We start from the raw sequence: 16,473 nt of genomic DNA, 5'->3' as shown, positions 1-16,473 counted from the left end.
AAAACGATTCGAAGGTCGATTTTGAACAACTTGTATTATACCACACAAAAGGGAGAAGAAACAGGAATTTGACATGGGAAAGCCCATTCATTTAGGCATATTCCCTGACTAGAAAATTTGGTATAATAAGGGTAATAAAAAATGCGAGGCAAATTATGAGCAGCTTAAAATTTCAATCGGTCTTTGATATTATCGGGCCTGTTATGATTGGTCCTTCCTCTAGCCATACAGCTGGGGCGGTCCGAATAGGGAAAATTGTATCCTCTATCTTTGGCGATGAGCCAACCGAGGTAGAATTCCAACTGTACAACTCTTTTGCCAAAACCTATCGCGGACATGGCACCGATGTAGCCTTGGTAGCAGGTATTTTAGGCATGGATACGGATGACCCCCGCATTCCTAACTCTCTTGATATTGCAAGAGAACGAGGTATTAAGGTTTACTGGCGTGTCAACAAGGACAGCAATACCCCCCATCCCAATACCACCCGAATCATCATTAAAAATGACAAAAAGTCCATCTCAGCAACTGGCGTTTCGATTGGTGGGGGGAATATCCAAGTGACCGAGCTTAATGGTTTCTCTGTCAACCTCAATATGAACACGCCGACAATTATCATCGTTCACCAAGATGTTCCAGGTATGATTGCCAAGGTAACTGACATCTTATCAAAATACAATATCAATATTGCCCAAATGAACGTGACACGTGAACAAGCAGGCGAAAAAGCTATTATGATTATCGAAGTGGATGCTCGCCAGTGTGAAAATTCCATCGCAGAGATTGAAAAAATTCCACACTTGCACAATGTAACCTTCTTCAACTAGAAAGAGGAACCATGTTTTATACTATCGAAGAATTAGTCCAACAAGCCGATCAGTTTTCTGGCAATGTTGCCGAACTCATGATTACGACTGAAATTGAATTGACAGGACGTAGCCGCGAAGAAATCTTGACAATCATGTCAAGAAACTTGACAGTCATGAAAGCGTCGATTGTTGATGGATTGACAGAAAGCAAGTCAGTGTCCGGTTTGACTGGAGGTGATGCTGCCAAGTTAGATGCTTATATGAAAAAGGGCAAGACACTGGCTGATTCCTCTATCCTATCCGCAGCAAGAAATGCTATGGCTGTTAACGAGTTGAATGCCAAAATGGGCTTGGTCTGTGCTACCCCAACGGCTGGCTCTGCTGGTTGCTTGCCTGCCGTTCTTGGTGTTGCTATTGACAAGTTAAACTTGACAGAAGAACAACAACTTGACTTCCTCTTTACAGCTGGAGCCTTTGGTCTAGTCATCGCTAACAATGCCTCCATCTCTGGAGCAGAAGGAGGCTGTCAAGCAGAAGTTGGCTCTGCCTCTGCTATGTCCGCAGCGGCATTAACCCTTGCTGCTGGAGGAAGTCCCTACCAAGCCAGCCAAGCCATCTGCTTTGTCATTAAAAATATGCTTGGACTGATTTGTGACCCAGTCGCAGGCCTGGTAGAAGTCCCATGTGTCAAACGTAATGCAATGGGAGCAAGCTATGCCATGGTAGCTGCTGATATGGCACTGGCAGGAATTGAATCAAAAATTCCTGTAGATGAAGTTATCAATGCCATGTACCAAGTAGGTTCTGCCCTACCAACTGCCTTCCGTGAAACTGCCGAAGGAGGCCTGGCTGCCACACCAACTGGTCGCCGACTGGCCCAAGAAATCTTTGGAGAAAATTGACAACCTTGTCAAGATAAAAGGACCTCTACGGTCCTTTTCTTATTGTTTTGTAAAGCTGATTTTATCCAAGGTCGTGTCGTTGGTGTCAACTTCTGTCAAGGTCAAGGTTGATCCGCTTAAACTATAGGTATCCGCTTCGCCATCGATATAGGCAATTTTTTTCTCAAGGTCCAAAACGACTAATTCACTATCTTGTTCCCCATCATTTTCAACTTCAACCAGGCTACCCTGATTGCCTTTGATGGTCAAGGTATACGTATCATTTCCGACCGTAGCTGTATAAGTTCCATCTAGCTCTGAACTATCTACCAGAGTAATGCCATAACCTGCTGCAACTTGCTCAGCTGTGATCGCTGTTGTAGTTGTTGAAGAAGCTGCTGTTGTACTACTTGATGCTGTTGAGCTAGAGCTTGCAACAACTGACTGGGCCGTGGTGACTTGATTATCATCATCGTCTGATAGACCCAGGCTCTGTTCAACTTGAGTTTCTAAAGCTTCCAAACGATTTTCATATATTTCAGCTGCGACAAATCCACCTGTTACCAAGAGTAGAGCTCCTGCTGAAAGCAAGATGATTGATTTTTTACTCATCTTACTTACTTTTGTTTTTAAACTGGTTAGGAGAGATGCTTTTTCTTCCGTTTGCACTTCTTGCTCGATAATTTGCTTGTTTTCGTTTTGGTTTTCCATTTGTGTTTCCTCTTTTTTACGATTTTCTTCAGCTCTTTGCTGATAAGTCTATTATAGAGGACAATTCTCAACACTTTAGGTAAAGTTTCTAAACAGTTTCTAAACAAATTCGAAAGAATTTATGCATTGAGTCGGTAACCGGCTCCCCAAACCGTTTCAATCAAATCTGCTCCCAGCTTATCCCTCAATCGATTGATATGGACCGTTACTGTTGCACTATCGCCTACATAGTCATAGCCCCAGATTGTCTCGAAGAGTTGATCTTTTGAAAAGACCCGGTTAGGATGTTGAGCTAGGTGGACAAGTAATTCAAACTCCCTATTGGGCAACTTGATTGACTGCCCTGCTTTTTCCACCTTCCAACTCTCCAAATAAATCACCAAATCACCAACCCGCAGTTCCTTCTCCTCTTTGGTAGGTTGCAGGCGTTGGTAGCGGGTCAAATGGGCTTTCACACGCGCAACCAACTCCATGGGATCAAAGGGTTTGCTGATATAGTCATCTGCTCCTAAGCCTAAGCCCCGAACGACATCCATAGTTTCTTGTTTGGACGTCACCATCAGAATAGGAAAATCTACTTGGTTACGGAGGTCGCGGCAAATATCATAGCCAGTTTTGTTAGGGAGCATGACATCTAAAAGTAAAAGATTATAGGTTTCTGTTCGAATCTGCTTTTCAACTAGGGCACCATCTGTTATGACATCGACTTGATACCCCTGCATTTCCAAATAATCTCGCTCAAGCTGTGCAATTTCGATATCATCTTCAGCAATCAATATACGTGTCATTTCTTATCCTTTCTTAGGTAGACGAATGGTAAAGGTCAAGCCAGCCTTATTTTCAACCACGATTGTGCCACCTAGACGATGCACAATATTGTTTACAATTGAGAGTCCTAGTCCATGTCCATCCACTTGCTGACGGGCCTGATCTACCCGGTAAAATTCCGTAAAGAGTTTGTCTAGCTGGTCCTTAGAAACGCCTTGGCCATTATCAGCAAAGGTCCAAACCACTTGATTTCCGTCAGTATAGCCTGAAATGGTCAACAAAAGCGGGTTAGCAGTAGCATATTTTCGCGCATTGTCTACCAAGTTATCCAAAATCCGCCTAAATTGGACTGGGTCCAATTCAACAGGTAATTCCTCTGTCACTTTTAGACGGAAATCAATCGCTTCATCTGCCAATTCTGCCTTCTTCTCACTGATATAAGCTTCAAAAAACTCCCATAAATCGACTTCTACTGTATCAAATGGCAATTTATCGGTCTCTAGTTGAGAGAAAACGAACAATTTTTCCAACAATTTCTCCATGATCAATGATTTTTGATAGATAATATTCAGGTAGTTCTGCCGCTTTTCATCTGTATTGGCGATTCCGTCTAAAATTCCCTTAGCATAGCCTTTAATGGATGTAAGAGGTGTCCGTAAATCATGGGATATATCCGTTACCATCTGGGTCCGATTCTGTTCATACAGGCGATTTTTCTCCTGAGCCTCCAACAAGCTTGTCTGCATTTGGTTGAAACCTTCTGTCAATTCTTCAAATTCTCGATCACCGCTATAATCTAGATTTTCCTGGTAATTTCCCTTGCGAATCCGCTCAACCCCCTTGTGTAGTTCATCCATCGGTTTCATAATGGCCTGCAGGATGCGTCTGGTAACCATCAAATTCAAGGTCAAAATGACTGCAATACCAGAGCCACCCATTACTGCAATTTGTAACAGGAAGGTCTGGAATTCCCTAGCATCCTGCTGGTCCTCCGTATCCTCAATCACTGCATAAAGAGAAACCATCTGTCCCTGCGTTTCCAACTGTCTACTGATTACAATTTCCTCATCAATATAGGTTAAATGGGTGGTCTCGCTAATTGCAACAGCCGTGACTTCCTCTACATCTTCCTGGATATTGGAAAACAAAATATAACCGTCACTCTCCACGTAGAGCTGAGCCCCTCCACTTGCTAGTTTCTCCGCCAGACTGACATAATCTGTTCCCGAAAATTCTTCAATGCTGGTTTGACTCATTGCTGTTTTCTGGCTTGTGGACAATAAACTACTCCGATTCAGGTAAATGTTATTGACAACAAAGACACTGATGGCCAACATGGCAAGCAGGGAAATCCCTAACATCAGCATATTAAGACGAAAAATCCGTTTTTGTAAATTCATCTGCCATTTTCTTCCTTAATTTTTCCAACATTATAAGTAAAATCCATCTATTTGTAAAGTTTTCTTGCTTCAAATTCACGATAACTCTAACCATAACTCGTTTCTCAAATACCAGCTTACACTTTGAATGCTTACGTTCTGTTCTATCTTTCAGCCGATAAAGCCTAAGAGCTGAAAGTCATATAAACGAAAAAAGAGGCAAATTCTGCCTCTCTTAATAGGATGTGATTAGATTTCTTTTTTCTTAGCTACAACTGCTGCTGCACCAAGGAGACCCAATGCTGGAAGCAAATACACAAGACTATTTGTTTGACCAGTATTTGGGAGTGTTGCTGCAGTAGTAGAAGTAGTTTTAGCAACTGGTTCTGAAGCTACTGCTGCTGGTGCTGAAGTTACCGCTGCTGGTGCTGGAGTAACTGCTGCTGGTGCTGGAGCAACCGCTGCTGGTGCTGGAGCAACCGCTGCTGGTGCTGGAGCAACAAGGCTAGCTGGGTCGATTGATGGAAGTACTGGAGCTTTTACACTCTCACCTTTAGCTGTTTCGATTGCTCCTTCAATCGTTGAAGGATCGATTGTTGGCAATTCTGCAGCTGTCGTACCTTCACCGTTTGTATAAAGGTAATAGTCACCGTCTTTACCACCAATTTGAACTGTTGGAAGTGCTTCTGCTGTTGGTGCTTCAGTTGGTACATTTGTAAGATACAAACCATTCTCATCCAAGGCTACTTTAGCTTCTTCCAAAGCTGGTGCAGTAACGCCTTCACCATTTACTTGAATATCAACTGTGCTTGGGTCCAAAGCTGGTAGTTCTGCAGAAGCTGTTACACCAGTACCTGTAGCATAAACATATGGTTCGCCATTTTCAAAAGCAAGTTTAACTTCTGGGACCTCTGTAGTAGTTCCTTCTCCATGAACGTGGATATCAACTGTGCTTGGATCCAAAGCTGGTTTGTAGTCAGAATTCAATACGCTTGAACCTTTAGCTGTCAATTCACCTGTATTCAAATCAAACGTTGGAATTGGATCAGCTGTTACACCGGTACCATGCGCTGTAACGTTAGCAACCTCAACTTCAGCTGCAGATACAGTTGCTGTACCTGCAACAGCAATTGCTGCTAGTGACAACAAACCGATTGAAGTTTTTCTAAGTGAAAACTTGATTGTATTATTTGACATAATGATTCCTTCCCCTATTTTGTCAGAAATAGTATAATCTCATTTACCTATATTCCTATAGATATAACTCCATTATATATATATATATATATATATCGGTTGTCAAGCATTTTGTTGCAGAATTTTTATATTTTTACCCTTTTTTACAAAAAAATGGACAAGCAATCGCCTGTCCTAACTATCTCATCCTCGAATATCTCATACAGGCCTCTGGTTAGCTTAATACCAACCATTGGCAATCCAGAACTGGTAGGCATTTTCCCATGAACCGTAACGTTGCAATACATAGTTGTCTGCTACACGCTCCTGGTTTTCAGGTGAAAAATCACCATTTAGGTAAGAACTTGTGAGCTGGTAACGACCATAGTAGATACCGTTTTGAGCTGTATAGCTGCCACCAGACTCTTTTTGAGCAATAAATTCTTTGGCAGCTGCTTCACCGACACCTGCAGTAACAACTGGCTGGGCTGCTTGAACCTGAACTACAGGTTGGGCTTGGACAGCTTCAGTAGCAACTTGTTGCACCTGTACTTGTTGATATTCAGGTTGAGCAACTTGAACAACGGGCTGTTGTACTTCTGGGGTTGTCTCAGGGCTAGCTACTTGACTTGTTTCTGTAGCTGGAGCAACTTCTTCCGCTTTGGAAGCTTCAGTCGTCGTACTTTCCTCAGTACTCTCTGGCTTCTTTTCTTCTTTTTTTACATCAGAAACCTTTTTCTCTTCCTTGGATTCATATGTTTTCTTTATCGTATCCTCTTTGGCTGCAACAGCTGAAGAATTGGTAGATTGGTCAACAAAATCAGCAATGCTAAATTCAGAATGGTAGGTATCAGCGATAGCAACGCCAGCTGTAAGTGCTGCAAGGGCGGTCGCTACTCCGATAATTACATTTTTCAATTTTTTTGTAAATGTCATAAAATATATAGTTTCCTTTCGTATGACTGAAACTATCTTACAACTTGATTATTACTTTTGTTTTATAATTCCATTACAAATATTACAGCATTGTTTGTTTTTTACTAAAAAACACGATTGTTCGTGTTTTTTAAGGGGTTTTCAAAAAATATAAGAGCAATCCCAAACAAATCATAGCCAGAATTGCTAGGCTATCTGCCAACTTCCAATCCAGTACCCGATACTTGGTCCGGCCATCGCCCCCCTGATAACCTCTAGCCTCCATAGCTGTCGCCAGGGCATCTGCTCGCTTAAAACTAGATGCAAAAAGCGGTATCAAAATAGGGATAACAGACTTAACCTTTTGAATGATATTTCCTTCATTGAAGTCAACACCACGCGCCCGCTGAGCATTCATAATCCGAGTCGTGTCGTCCATCAAGGTCGGCACAAAACGCAAACTCATGGACAACATAAGCCCAATTTCATGAACTGGCACCTTGATTTTCTTGAGAGGAGCAAGCCCCGCCTCAATACCATCTGCCAAACTAAGTGGTGTCGTTGTCAGAGTTAGGAGAGTTGAAAAGAAGATAATCAGGACAAAGCGCACAAAAATCACTGCCGCCTGTTGCAAACCTTCCACCGACAATTTGAAAATCCAGAATTCCCACAAAACCCTTGTTCCTGGTGTAAAGAAAATCTGGAAGAAAGTGGTAAACAGGATAATCCCAATCATGGGCTTGACACCATTGATGAAAAAGGACAAGCGAATGCGAGAGAGCAAAATCAAACCGAGAACAAAGGCAATCAACAGCGCATTGGTTACCAGATTATTGGCCCAGAAAATAATTAACAGAAAGGCAAACATGGCCAAGAGCTTACTTCGAGGGTCTAGGCGATGCAACAGCGAGTCACCAGGAATGTAGCGACCTAAAATTAACTTATCCATGCGTCACCATCCTTGTAAATTCCTCAATCGTAATAGGCAAGCGCTCAAAAACAAAGCCCCTGCGCTCCAGATTGGCAGCAAACTTGGTGATTTTGGGAACACCCAGCTGAATCGATTCCAAAAAATCAACCTCTTGGAAAACATCAATCGGCTTGCCAGAACGAACCAGCTTGCCCTTTTCCATGATGTAGACAAAATCAGCATAATTAGCCACGTCATCCATCAGATGCGTCACCAAGACAATGGTCATCCCATTCGCATGGAGTTTCTTGAAAATATCCATCAGCTCTTGACGACCAGCCGGATCCAAACCAGCAGTCGGCTCATCCAGAACTAAAACAGACGGTTCCATAGCCAGGATGCCCGCAATGGCTACACGGCGCATCTGACCTCCAGACAAATCAAAGGGACTGCGGTCATAGACTTCCTCTGAAATACCAACCAGAGCCAGTTTTTCACGCGCAATCTTCTCAGCCTCTTCCTTAGAAACACCAAAATTCTGCGGACCGAATGCCACATCCTGCAAGACAGTCTCATCAAAGACCTGGCTTTCAGGAAACTGAAAGACCAAGCCGACTTTCTTGCGCACCTGCTTGATATCCTTATTTTGAGATGTGCCTGTGATAACCACATCATCGATGACCACACTGCCTTCTGTCGGTACATTAAGACCATTCAAAAGCTGTAAAATCGTCGACTTCCCGGATCCAGTATGACCAATCAATGCCGTATAGGACCCGTCCACAATCTCCAAATCCACACCAAAAAGCGCCCGCCCCTCAAAAGGAGTGCCGGCCTGATAGGTATAGCTTACTTCTTGGAGATGAATTCCCATACAGTTTCCTCTAATTCTTCCTCTGTAAAATAGCGGAGCGGAACAGCTAGTCCAGCCTGACGCAAGGACTCGACCAATTCTGCCGTAAAGGGCTGGTCCAAGTCCAAATCAGCCAAATCGTCCCGCATAAACAAGTCAGCTGGTGTCGAAATCGACTCTACTTGACCATTTTTCATAACAATAACCCGATCGCTAAGCGCTACCTCATCCAGGTCATGGGTAATGGAGATAACCGTCATGCCATGCTGATCCTTAATATCTTTAACAATCTGAATCAAATCCAGGCGCCCCTCTGGATCCAGCATGGAGGTCGCCTCGTCCAAAATAATAATCTTTGGACGCAAGGCAACCACACCAGCAATGGCAACACGTTGTTTCTGACCGCCAGATAGACGAGCTGGTTCTCTAATCTTGAAATCAGCCATTCCAACCAATTCAAGCGTCTCCTGGACGCGCTGACGCATTTCAGCCAAGGGGATGCCTTGGTTTTCCAAACCAAAGGCCACATCGTCCTCAACCGTTGCCCCGACGAATTGATTATCTGGATTTTGGAAAACCATACCAATCAAGCGACGCTTGTCCCAAACATTGTCAACAGTCAGCTTATCTCCATCGATAAAAATATCTCCAGACTCAGCCTCCAAAAGACCATCAATCAGACGAACCGTCGTTGACTTTCCTGAACCATTGTGGCCGATAATGGACAACCATTCCCCCTGTTTCACGTGAAACGTCACGTCGTTTAAGGTATAATTTTCAGCTTCTTCTTCGTATTTATACTTGAGATGCTTTACTTGGATAATATCTGTCATTTGAATGTATCTTTAAATAAATAAGACGCACCCTTGAAATAATCATAGCCTGAGTAGAGGGTGAAAAAGAGTGCGATATAGAGCGTGATTTGACCGAGCAAATTCCAGTGCAATAGGAGAAAAATAATGGCAAACATCTGTGAGAAGGTCTTGATTTTACCTGGCATAGCCGCAGCTAGTACAGTACCACCATTTTCTACCAACAATAGGCGAAGGCCTGTCACGGCCAACTCACGACAGATGATAATAGCCACCACCCAGGCAGGGGCAAAACCAAGCTCCACCAGCATGATGAAAGCCGTCATAACTAAAATCTTATCAGCCATGGGATCGGCAAATTTTCCGAAGTTGGTCACAACCTGCCATTTGCGGGCCAGATAGCCATCCAAATAGTCTGTCACACTAGCCAAGGCAAAAATAATCGCAGCCAAATAATGGCTCAGTGCATCTTTCCAGACGGTCAAGAGTAGGATAAAAATCGGAATCACCAGTATCCGTCCTACCGTCAAGGCGTTGGGTATGTTTTCTTTTTTCATTTTTTTCATATTATTCAACCGTTAAATAGATAACTCCAGGATCAGCTGTGATGGCTGACGTATCCAAACTATTGCCAGCAATTTTGATAGAGACACCCTCTGTCACACCTAAAACCAGATTAGCGGCGTTTATGCCTTCTGGAATAGTCGCCGTGACTGTATTGGTTTCTGGAGATAGAACAAATCCACCCGCAATTTCTGTATCAGATAGACTGACCCAGCTAGTAGCATCTGTCACGGAAAGTTCCACCTCAACTGGACCCGCGTGTTCAGAAAGGACGACCGTCAACTCTGAGCCACCACCCGAGGTCGTTAAAGTCCCTGAAGCCAACTCCTCTTGACTAGATGAACTAGAGGATTCATCTGTACTTGTAGAAGATGTATCACTTGCTTCCTCTGTCGATGCTTGGGAACTCTCTGAAACCACCTGGACAGTCGACGGAGCCAACTCTTTTCGTTCTTGATTCTGAACTCTATTCAATACGACATAGGTCAACAAGATAAAGATAGAGGTCGCAGCTAGTAACAGGTAAACCAATGGTAAAATCGACGGCTTCTTCTTTCTAACCTTATAGCTTCGTTTTAATTCTGAAGCATGCTCTTCTTCCTGCCCATCCTCATGATAGATGACCAAACTATTTGTCATAAAAGCATCTACCAGGACATCACCATCTAGTTCTAGTACTTCCGCATATTTTTGCAAGAAAGAACGCGTATAGGATGGGTCTGGTATGACATCAAAGTTATTAAATTCTAAGGCCTGTAAGTACTTAGCTTGAATCCCCGTCAATCGCTGAATTTCTACAAAATTCCAACCGCGACTCTCTCGGGCAGACCGCAATACCTCTCCTATACTTTTCTGGATCATAGTTTCCTCTCACTTACAATAATTTTCAATATAATATTTTAACAAAAAACTCATGAAATTTCGATGATAAGTTGCTAATTATTTCGGAAAAATCATATAATCTGTCATATCACAGTTCTCAATAAAGGCTTGACCCACTTCCAAGACATCCTGCAGACCGATAGATTCTATCAACTGAGGAAGGTCGAAAATACTTGCCCCCACCAAACTATTGGCTACAAAATGGCTGGCCGTAAATTCCAAAGAATTGAGACTACGAATAAAATCCCCGTACATTTCCTTCTTCAGCAGGGCCAAGTGTTCCTCCGAAACATCCGGATCCTTGGCGAAACGGCTGACAGCCTTGCGCAAGCTGGCTGATAAACTGATTGGTTCCTTGGTATCCGCTGAAAAAATGACATGATGATAGTCTGGTGTTACCTCAACCTGAAAATGGAAGGACGAATCAATTTTCCCCTGATCATACAAGGTCTGGTAACGCTGTGATGTCCAACCAAAAAGCATGGCAAACAAAAGTTGCAGGCTGATTCGATAGGATGGTAAGTTAGCGAGAGAAATGGAATCGTTGCCTCGCAGACCTAATGCCAATTTAGGGCTGGCCACTTCAAAATACTCAGTCCGATTTTTCAAAATATCCAACTTTTTAACCGGCAAATGCTCAATCAGCTCAATCTCTGTATCATTCTGGGCGAGCTGGAAAGTTTTTACCTGTTTCCAGACCTTCTTAACATCAAAATTCCCAATGACAAACAGGCTCATCTTTGAAGGATGATAAAAAGCCTCAAAATTTTCATATAAATCCTCAGCAGTGATAGCCTTGATAGATTCAATCGTGCCAGCGATATCGTGAGCCAGGGCTGTTTCTGGATAAAGGGACGACAATATACCTGTATAGAGACGGTAGTCCGCATCATCCTGATACATCTCAATCTCTTGACCAATAATCCCCTGCTCCTTGGACACATTTTCAGCCGTAAAATGTGGCTCACGGACAAACTGCTGGAGCAAGGCCAGACATTCCAAAACATTTTCCGTTGTTGAAAAGAGGTAGCTAGTCTGCCTCAAGCTAGTATAGGCATTGGCACTAGCCCCCAAATCCGCAAACAAATTCATCACATCATCTTCATCAGCAGTCTCAAATAATTTATGCTCCAGAAAATGAGCAATCCCTTCAGGATAGGAATATTCCTGTCCCTTCTTTTTAAAATGAGTATGAAGGGCACCAAATTCTGTGGTCAAGATACCATAGGTTTCCTTAAAATCTGTTTTGGGAAGAAAGGTAACTGTCAACCCATTGTCAACTGTCGCATAGTAGAGTACTTCCTTCATGTAGGGGTACTTTTTTCTTCTAATTCTCATTCTTTAATGCCCTCCATGAAGTAAACAGCCTGTAAACGCACCAGCTGACCAACTCGTAAAATGTCCTCTCTAGATACCTTGTTTACAGCCTCAATCCACTCTCCCCATGTCACATTCCTTTGACCCATAGTGACCTGATTGTAAACTTGTTCCAGTAAATTATTTTGCCTATCCTGAGCCAGAGTTGCAGAATGAACCAGCATATTTTTTGTCAAATTTAGGTCATCCTCTGTAAACTTCCCCTGCTTAAGAGCCATAACTTGCTGTCTAATCAACTTGATAGCCTTGAGTTTATCTTGTCTGTTGATACCGGCATAAATCTTCAACATCCCTGAAAAGATTGAAATCTGACTGCCAATCGTATAGGCCAAACTTTCTTTTTCCCGCACATTCATAAATAATTTTGAATGGGAAAAAGCACCCAGTAAACCATTGAAAACCAATAAGGCTGGATAGTTTACATCATTGTAAACCACCTGTAAATGGTAAGCTAGTTCTAAAATCGATTGACGAGCCTCTTTTCGCTCAACTCTCTCCCTAGTAACCTTAGAATAAGCTTGCTGGTATTCTAATTCCAACTTGGGGTTACGGTATTTAAAACTGAAAGATGAAAACTTTTCTTGCACCAAAGCCTGGTCTACCTGACCGAGAACGAAAATATCAATCTTATCCAAGCGCAGCATGTTACTATAGGTTTTGAAGGCCGTCTCCGCCGTTACCTGCTCAACCAAATCAATCCGTCCAACACGGGGAATTTGAACTGCCTCATCCTCATAATAAAGTTTACTCATCTCAACATCCGCATGATAAAAATTGTCCTCCACCTCAGTTTCTAAAAAACTAAGTAGATTATTTTTCTCAACTGCAAAGACATCTTCCTTAAAGGCACTGCCGTTCTTCAAAGGTTTGAAGAGACAGGCCTCAAGAAAATCAATAATCTCACCGGTAATATCCTCTTGTTCAGGCAAATAGTGAGGGTTGATGTAGGAAATCGTCAAATCCACAAAATGAACTCGTCCTCTCTTTGATACAGAAGTTGAAAAATGAGCTCCGTAGAGTTCTGCCAAACGCATCCGCAAGCGTTGGGCACTAGGATAATCTTGATTGCCCATCTCTAGCAAATTCGCCACCAATACACGTCCTGCAACCGTCTGTTCACTCATCTCCGCCGCAAACCGCACACGAATTCGATTGGTCGTGAATTTATCTGATTCAATAAAATGAAGCTCAACACCTTCTTGTAATTTCATCCTTTGCCTCTTTCAAAACATTGTACCTTCCATTATACCAAATTGTGTTATAATATTCTGTAACGAGGTGACTTATGGAATTTAAATTATTCGACGACTACATTACCCTACAAGCTCTGCTCAAAATAACTGGAATTGTGCATTCCGGAGGGGCTATCAAGGGCTTTTTAGAAAAGAATACCATCCTGTTTAATGGAGAGGATGAAAAAAGACGAGGTAAGAAAATCCGTGTCGGTGACAAGATCAGTCTACCGGACCACGGCATTGACATCACCCTTGTGGCTCCAAGTCAGGAAGAAATTCTCCAGCACCAAGAAGATCAAGCTGAAAAAGCTCGTGTTGCTGCTATCGTAAAAAAACTCAACCAAGAAAACAAAAAGCAGAAGAAACAAGCTCCTCCTGTCAAGAAATCTGTAAAGAAGGTTGACAGGAAGCCTGTCCGTTTCCCAGGTACCTAAGATGTGGTTAGAAAAATTACAACTATGCCACTTTCGCAATTATGACCAATTAGATATTGAGTTCCATCAAGGGCTCAATGTCTTTTTGGGACAGAATGCACAGGGTAAGACCAACATTTTAGAGTCTATTTATTTTCTAGCTTTGACACGCAGTCACCGAACTCGTTCAGATAAGGATTTACTCCAATTTGAAGAAAAAGAGTTATCCATTAAAGGTTTACTCCACCGGACTAGCGGTAAACTTCCACTTGATATCAACTTGACAGAAAAGGGGCGGGTGACCAAGGTTAATCACCTCAAACAAGCCAAATTGTCCAACTATATCGGGCACTTGAACGTTGTTCTTTTTGCACCGGAAGATTTACAGCTCATCAAAGGAGCACCTGCCCTCCGCCGAAAATTTATTGACGTTGAGTTGGGGCAAATAAAACCCGTCTACCTATCAGACTTGTCCAACTACAATCACGTTCTCAAACAGCGAAATACCTATCTAAAATCAACCGAAAAAGTTGACATGGATTTTCTCAGCGTACTAGACTATCAACTAGCTGATTACGGTAGTCGTGTTATCCAGCATCGGATTGATTTCCTCAAAAAATTAGAGGAATTTGGTAGCCGAAAAGTAGCCGAAATTTCTGGTCAAAGAGAAGAACTTCGGATTGACTACCTATCATCTGTTTCGTTGACAGACTCTGTCAACCTGGTTGACGATTTCTTGACAGAATTAGAAAAAAGTCGGAAACGAGATTTGTTCAAAAAAAATACTGGAGTGGGACCTCACAGAGACGATATTGCTTTCTTCATCAATGGTATGAATGCCCATTATGGTAGCCAAGGTCAACATCGTAGCCTCGTTCTCTCTCTTAAACTGGCTGAGATTGAGCTCATGAAAGAAATTACGCGAGAATATCCGATTTTACTGCTCGACGATGTGATGAGTGAATTGGACAATAGCCGTCAAGTCAAATTACTGGAAACCATCACAGATAAAATTCAAACCTTTATCACGACAACTTCGCTAGACCATCTCCATCAACTCCCAGAAAGTCTAAAAATATTCCATATTTCCAAGGGAACTGTAAAAGAAGACTTGTAAACATCGTTTACAAGTCTTTCTTTTTTATTTACAGTTTTGTCAATTATTGTACGGAATAGTTTGGTGCTTCGTTTGTAATTTGAACGTCGTGTGGGTGACTTTCTTTCAAACCAGCGCCTGACATTTCAATAAATTGAGCATTTTCACGTAATTCTGTCAGGTTGCCTGCTCCGACATAACCCATACCTGAGCGGAGACCACCGACCATTTGGAAAATCATATCTGCAACAGAACCTTTATAAGCGACACGACCTTCAATACCTTCTGGAACCAGCTTGTTTGCCTCATTGACAGAAGCTTGGAAATAACGATCCTTAGAACCTTGTTTCATGGCTGCGATAGAGCCCATACCGCGGTAGGTCTTGAATTTACGTCCTTGGAAGATTTCTGTTTCCCCCGGTGCTTCATCTGTTCCTGCAAACATTGACCCCAACATAACCGCATGACCACCAGCAGCCAAGGCCTTAACAATATCACCTGAATACTTGATACCACCGTCCGCAATGATGGTCTTACCATACTCACGCGCAACGCCAGCAGCATCGTAAATAGCAGTAACCTGTGGTACACCAACACCCGCAATAACACGAGTGGTACAGATAGAACCAGGTCCAATACCCACCTTGACAACATCCACACCAGCCTCGTAAAGGGCACGAGCTCCCTCAGCTGTAGCAATATTACCTGCAATCAAAGTACGGTCTGGGAAGTGGGCACGAATTTCCGCAATCTTACGGAGAACACCAGCAGAATGCCCATGAGCTGTGTCAATAACAATGGCATCTGCACCAGCTTCAAAGAGAGCCTCCGCACGTTCAAAAGTATCAGAAGTGACACCGACCGCACCAGCTACCAAGAGACGACCAAATTCATCCTTGGCAGCATTTGGAAATTCAATCACTTTTTCAATGTCTTTAATCGTAATCAAGCCTGACAAACGACCATTTTCATCCACCAAAGGCAATTTTTCAATACGGTGTTGGTGGAGAATCGCCTCAGCAGTTTCCAAATCCGTTCCAACAGGAGCTGTTACCAAACCATCGCTGGTCATATTGCTAGAAATCGGCTGTGAGTAATCGGTGATAAAACGCATATCACGGTTGGTAATAATACCCACCAGTTTGCGATTTTCCAGGGTTTCAACAATCGGTACACCTGAAATACGGTAAGTCGCCATCAATTTTTCAGCCTCTGCAATTGTATGCTCTGGTGTTAAGAAGAAAGGATCAATAATAACACCATTTTCAGAACGTTTTACCTTACGCACTTCATCTGCCTGCTCTGCAATGGACATATTCTTGTGAATGACACCCAGACCACCTGCACGCGCCATAGCAATCGCCATTTTGCTGTCAGTTACCGTATCCATAGCTGCTGAAATGATAGGAAGATTGAGGGTCAAATTCGGAGCTAACTGTGTCTTTAAGTCAATATCGTGCGGCAAGACATGGCTCTCAGCCGGAATGAGCAAGACATCATCAAATGTAAAGCCTTTTTTCAAAAATTTAGTTTCCCAATTTGACATGGATGATTTCCTCTTTTCTCTTTTGTTTGAAATTTATTTTATCTATGATAACATTTTAAGAATATTTGTCAATCATTATTCGTCTTAATATCATTAAACATAAAAATCCAGAAAATTCTTTCCTAAAATATAAAACATTTACGAAC

At 42.6% G+C, this 16,473-nt stretch carries 17 protein-coding genes; 4 read left to right on the top strand and 13 right to left on the bottom strand.

All coding sequences use genetic code 11. The features are described from left to right. Positions 1-155 precede the first annotated feature (155 nt). Together sdaAB and sdaAA are read left to right on the top strand one after the other, a co-directional pair. Positions 156-827 carry an L-serine ammonia-lyase, iron-sulfur-dependent subunit beta gene (sdaAB, locus tag ACHBIF_RS05990; protein WP_394719285.1) on the top strand — a complete coding sequence of 224 codons (672 nt, stop codon included), beginning with the start codon at positions 156-158 and terminating at the stop codon, positions 825-827. Positions 828-838: 11 nt separating this feature from the next. Then, positions 839-1,711, top strand: coding sequence for an L-serine ammonia-lyase, iron-sulfur-dependent, subunit alpha (sdaAA, locus tag ACHBIF_RS05985; protein ID WP_394719283.1), 873 nt, complete (start codon positions 839-841; stop codon positions 1,709-1,711). 39 nt (positions 1,712-1,750) lie between these two features. On the opposite strand, the gene ACHBIF_RS05980 is transcribed toward sdaAA, so the two are convergent. The 12 genes from ACHBIF_RS05980 to yfmF form a co-directional block, all read right to left on the bottom strand. Further along, the gene (locus ACHBIF_RS05980; RefSeq protein WP_394719281.1) at positions 1,751-2,401 is read right to left on the bottom strand and encodes a hypothetical protein; all 651 of its coding nucleotides are present in this window, start codon (positions 2,399-2,401) and stop codon (positions 1,751-1,753) included. 119 nt (positions 2,402-2,520) lie between these two features. Then, positions 2,521-3,189 carry a winged helix-turn-helix domain-containing protein gene (locus ACHBIF_RS05975; RefSeq protein WP_172074569.1) on the bottom strand — a complete coding sequence of 223 codons (669 nt, stop codon included), beginning with the start codon at positions 3,187-3,189 and terminating at the stop codon, positions 2,521-2,523. A 3-nt stretch (positions 3,190-3,192) separates the two neighbouring features. After that, positions 3,193-4,569, bottom strand: a complete 1,377-nt coding sequence (locus ACHBIF_RS05970; protein ID WP_394719279.1) for a sensor histidine kinase — start codon at positions 4,567-4,569, stop codon at positions 3,193-3,195. Between the two features lie 228 nt (positions 4,570-4,797). Continuing rightward, entirely contained in the window at positions 4,798-5,745 is a 948-nt protein-coding gene (locus tag ACHBIF_RS05965; RefSeq protein WP_394719277.1) for an LPXTG cell wall anchor domain-containing protein, read from the bottom strand. A 219-nt stretch (positions 5,746-5,964) separates the two neighbouring features. Then, positions 5,965-6,660 carry a peptidoglycan-binding protein LysM gene (locus tag ACHBIF_RS05960; protein ID WP_394719275.1) on the bottom strand — a complete coding sequence of 232 codons (696 nt, stop codon included), beginning with the start codon at positions 6,658-6,660 and terminating at the stop codon, positions 5,965-5,967. Positions 6,661-6,790: 130 nt separating this feature from the next. After that, positions 6,791-7,588 carry an energy-coupling factor transporter transmembrane protein EcfT gene (locus ACHBIF_RS05955; RefSeq protein WP_105160716.1) on the bottom strand — a complete coding sequence of 266 codons (798 nt, stop codon included), beginning with the start codon at positions 7,586-7,588 and terminating at the stop codon, positions 6,791-6,793. Continuing rightward, on the bottom strand, positions 7,581-8,423 hold the full coding sequence (locus ACHBIF_RS05950; protein ID WP_105111327.1) for an energy-coupling factor transporter ATPase: 843 nt from the start codon (positions 8,421-8,423) through the stop codon (positions 7,581-7,583). Before ACHBIF_RS05950 ends, ACHBIF_RS05955 begins: the two co-directional genes overlap by 8 nt. Beyond that, entirely contained in the window at positions 8,399-9,235 is an 837-nt protein-coding gene (locus ACHBIF_RS05945; protein ID WP_394719272.1) for an energy-coupling factor transporter ATPase, read from the bottom strand. Before ACHBIF_RS05945 ends, ACHBIF_RS05950 begins: the two co-directional genes overlap by 25 nt. After that, on the bottom strand, positions 9,232-9,771 hold the full coding sequence (gene pgsA / locus ACHBIF_RS05940) for a CDP-diacylglycerol--glycerol-3-phosphate 3-phosphatidyltransferase (RefSeq protein WP_105122462.1): 540 nt from the start codon (positions 9,769-9,771) through the stop codon (positions 9,232-9,234). The genes ACHBIF_RS05945 and pgsA overlap by 4 nt, the downstream gene beginning before the upstream one ends. Positions 9,772-9,781: 10 nt before the next feature. Then, positions 9,782-10,639, bottom strand: coding sequence for a helix-turn-helix domain-containing protein (locus ACHBIF_RS05935; RefSeq protein WP_105160714.1), 858 nt, complete (start codon positions 10,637-10,639; stop codon positions 9,782-9,784). Between the two features lie 78 nt (positions 10,640-10,717). Next, complete coding sequence (gene yfmH, locus ACHBIF_RS05930; RefSeq protein WP_394719269.1) at positions 10,718-11,998, bottom strand: EF-P 5-aminopentanol modification-associated protein YfmH; 1,281 nt, start codon at positions 11,996-11,998, stop codon at positions 10,718-10,720. Then, entirely contained in the window at positions 11,995-13,248 is a 1,254-nt protein-coding gene (gene yfmF, locus ACHBIF_RS05925) for an EF-P 5-aminopentanol modification-associated protein YfmF (protein ID WP_172023188.1), read from the bottom strand. The genes yfmH and yfmF overlap by 4 nt, the downstream gene beginning before the upstream one ends. A 74-nt stretch (positions 13,249-13,322) precedes the next feature. Between yfmF and yaaA the strand changes: the two genes are divergently transcribed. Both yaaA and recF read left to right on the top strand, forming a co-directional pair. After that, a complete protein-coding gene (yaaA, locus tag ACHBIF_RS05920) occupies positions 13,323-13,706 on the top strand; it encodes a S4 domain-containing protein YaaA (RefSeq protein ID WP_105111332.1) in 384 nt (127 codons plus the stop codon). A 1-nt stretch (position 13,707) separates the two neighbouring features. Next, positions 13,708-14,802 carry a DNA replication/repair protein RecF gene (gene recF, locus ACHBIF_RS05915; RefSeq protein WP_172023186.1) on the top strand — a complete coding sequence of 365 codons (1,095 nt, stop codon included), beginning with the start codon at positions 13,708-13,710 and terminating at the stop codon, positions 14,800-14,802. Positions 14,803-14,845: 43 nt separating this feature from the next. Here the strand turns inward: recF and guaB are convergent, their stop codons facing one another. Continuing rightward, complete coding sequence (gene guaB / locus ACHBIF_RS05910) at positions 14,846-16,327, bottom strand: IMP dehydrogenase (protein WP_105111334.1); 1,482 nt, start codon at positions 16,325-16,327, stop codon at positions 14,846-14,848. Between the last annotated feature and the right edge of the window lie 146 nt (positions 16,328-16,473).

This window comes from Streptococcus sp. A11, from assembly GCF_043674225.1.
Classification (GTDB): domain Bacteria; phylum Bacillota; class Bacilli; order Lactobacillales; family Streptococcaceae; genus Streptococcus; species Streptococcus suis_V.
The sequence above is the reverse complement of the archived record's forward strand: the minus strand, read 5'-3'. Positions and strand labels throughout refer to the sequence as shown.

Bases quoted from the DNA above. Each gene is read 5' to 3' on its own strand.
- guaB (WP_105111334.1), bottom strand. From the start codon at position 16,327: ATGTCAAATTGGGAAACTAAATTTTTGAAAAAAGGCTTTACATTTGAT.
- pgsA (WP_105122462.1), bottom strand. From the start codon at position 9,771: ATGAAAAAAGAAAACATACCCAACGCCTTGACGGTAGGACGGATACTG.
- ACHBIF_RS05955 (WP_105160716.1), bottom strand. From the start codon at position 7,588: ATGGATAAGTTAATTTTAGGTCGCTACATTCCTGGTGACTCGCTGTTG.
- yaaA (WP_105111332.1), top strand. From the start codon at position 13,323: ATGGAATTTAAATTATTCGACGACTACATTACCCTACAAGCTCTGCTC.
- ACHBIF_RS05960 (WP_394719275.1), bottom strand. From the start codon at position 6,660: ATGACATTTACAAAAAAATTGAAAAATGTAATTATCGGAGTAGCGACC.
- ACHBIF_RS05950 (WP_105111327.1), bottom strand. From the start codon at position 8,423: ATGGGAATTCATCTCCAAGAAGTAAGCTATACCTATCAGGCCGGCACT.
- yfmH (WP_394719269.1), bottom strand. From the start codon at position 11,998: ATGAGAATTAGAAGAAAAAAGTACCCCTACATGAAGGAAGTACTCTAC.
- recF (WP_172023186.1), top strand. From the start codon at position 13,708: ATGTGGTTAGAAAAATTACAACTATGCCACTTTCGCAATTATGACCAA.
- ACHBIF_RS05970 (WP_394719279.1), bottom strand. From the start codon at position 4,569: ATGAATTTACAAAAACGGATTTTTCGTCTTAATATGCTGATGTTAGGG.
- yfmF (WP_172023188.1), bottom strand. From the start codon at position 13,248: ATGAAATTACAAGAAGGTGTTGAGCTTCATTTTATTGAATCAGATAAA.
- ACHBIF_RS05945 (WP_394719272.1), bottom strand. From the start codon at position 9,235: ATGACAGATATTATCCAAGTAAAGCATCTCAAGTATAAATACGAAGAA.
- sdaAA (WP_394719283.1), top strand. From the start codon at position 839: ATGTTTTATACTATCGAAGAATTAGTCCAACAAGCCGATCAGTTTTCT.
- ACHBIF_RS05975 (WP_172074569.1), bottom strand. From the start codon at position 3,189: ATGACACGTATATTGATTGCTGAAGATGATATCGAAATTGCACAGCTT.
- ACHBIF_RS05935 (WP_105160714.1), bottom strand. From the start codon at position 10,639: ATGATCCAGAAAAGTATAGGAGAGGTATTGCGGTCTGCCCGAGAGAGT.
- ACHBIF_RS05980 (WP_394719281.1), bottom strand. From the start codon at position 2,401: ATGGAAAACCAAAACGAAAACAAGCAAATTATCGAGCAAGAAGTGCAA.
- sdaAB (WP_394719285.1), top strand. From the start codon at position 156: ATGAGCAGCTTAAAATTTCAATCGGTCTTTGATATTATCGGGCCTGTT.
- ACHBIF_RS05965 (WP_394719277.1), bottom strand. From the start codon at position 5,745: ATGTCAAATAATACAATCAAGTTTTCACTTAGAAAAACTTCAATCGGT.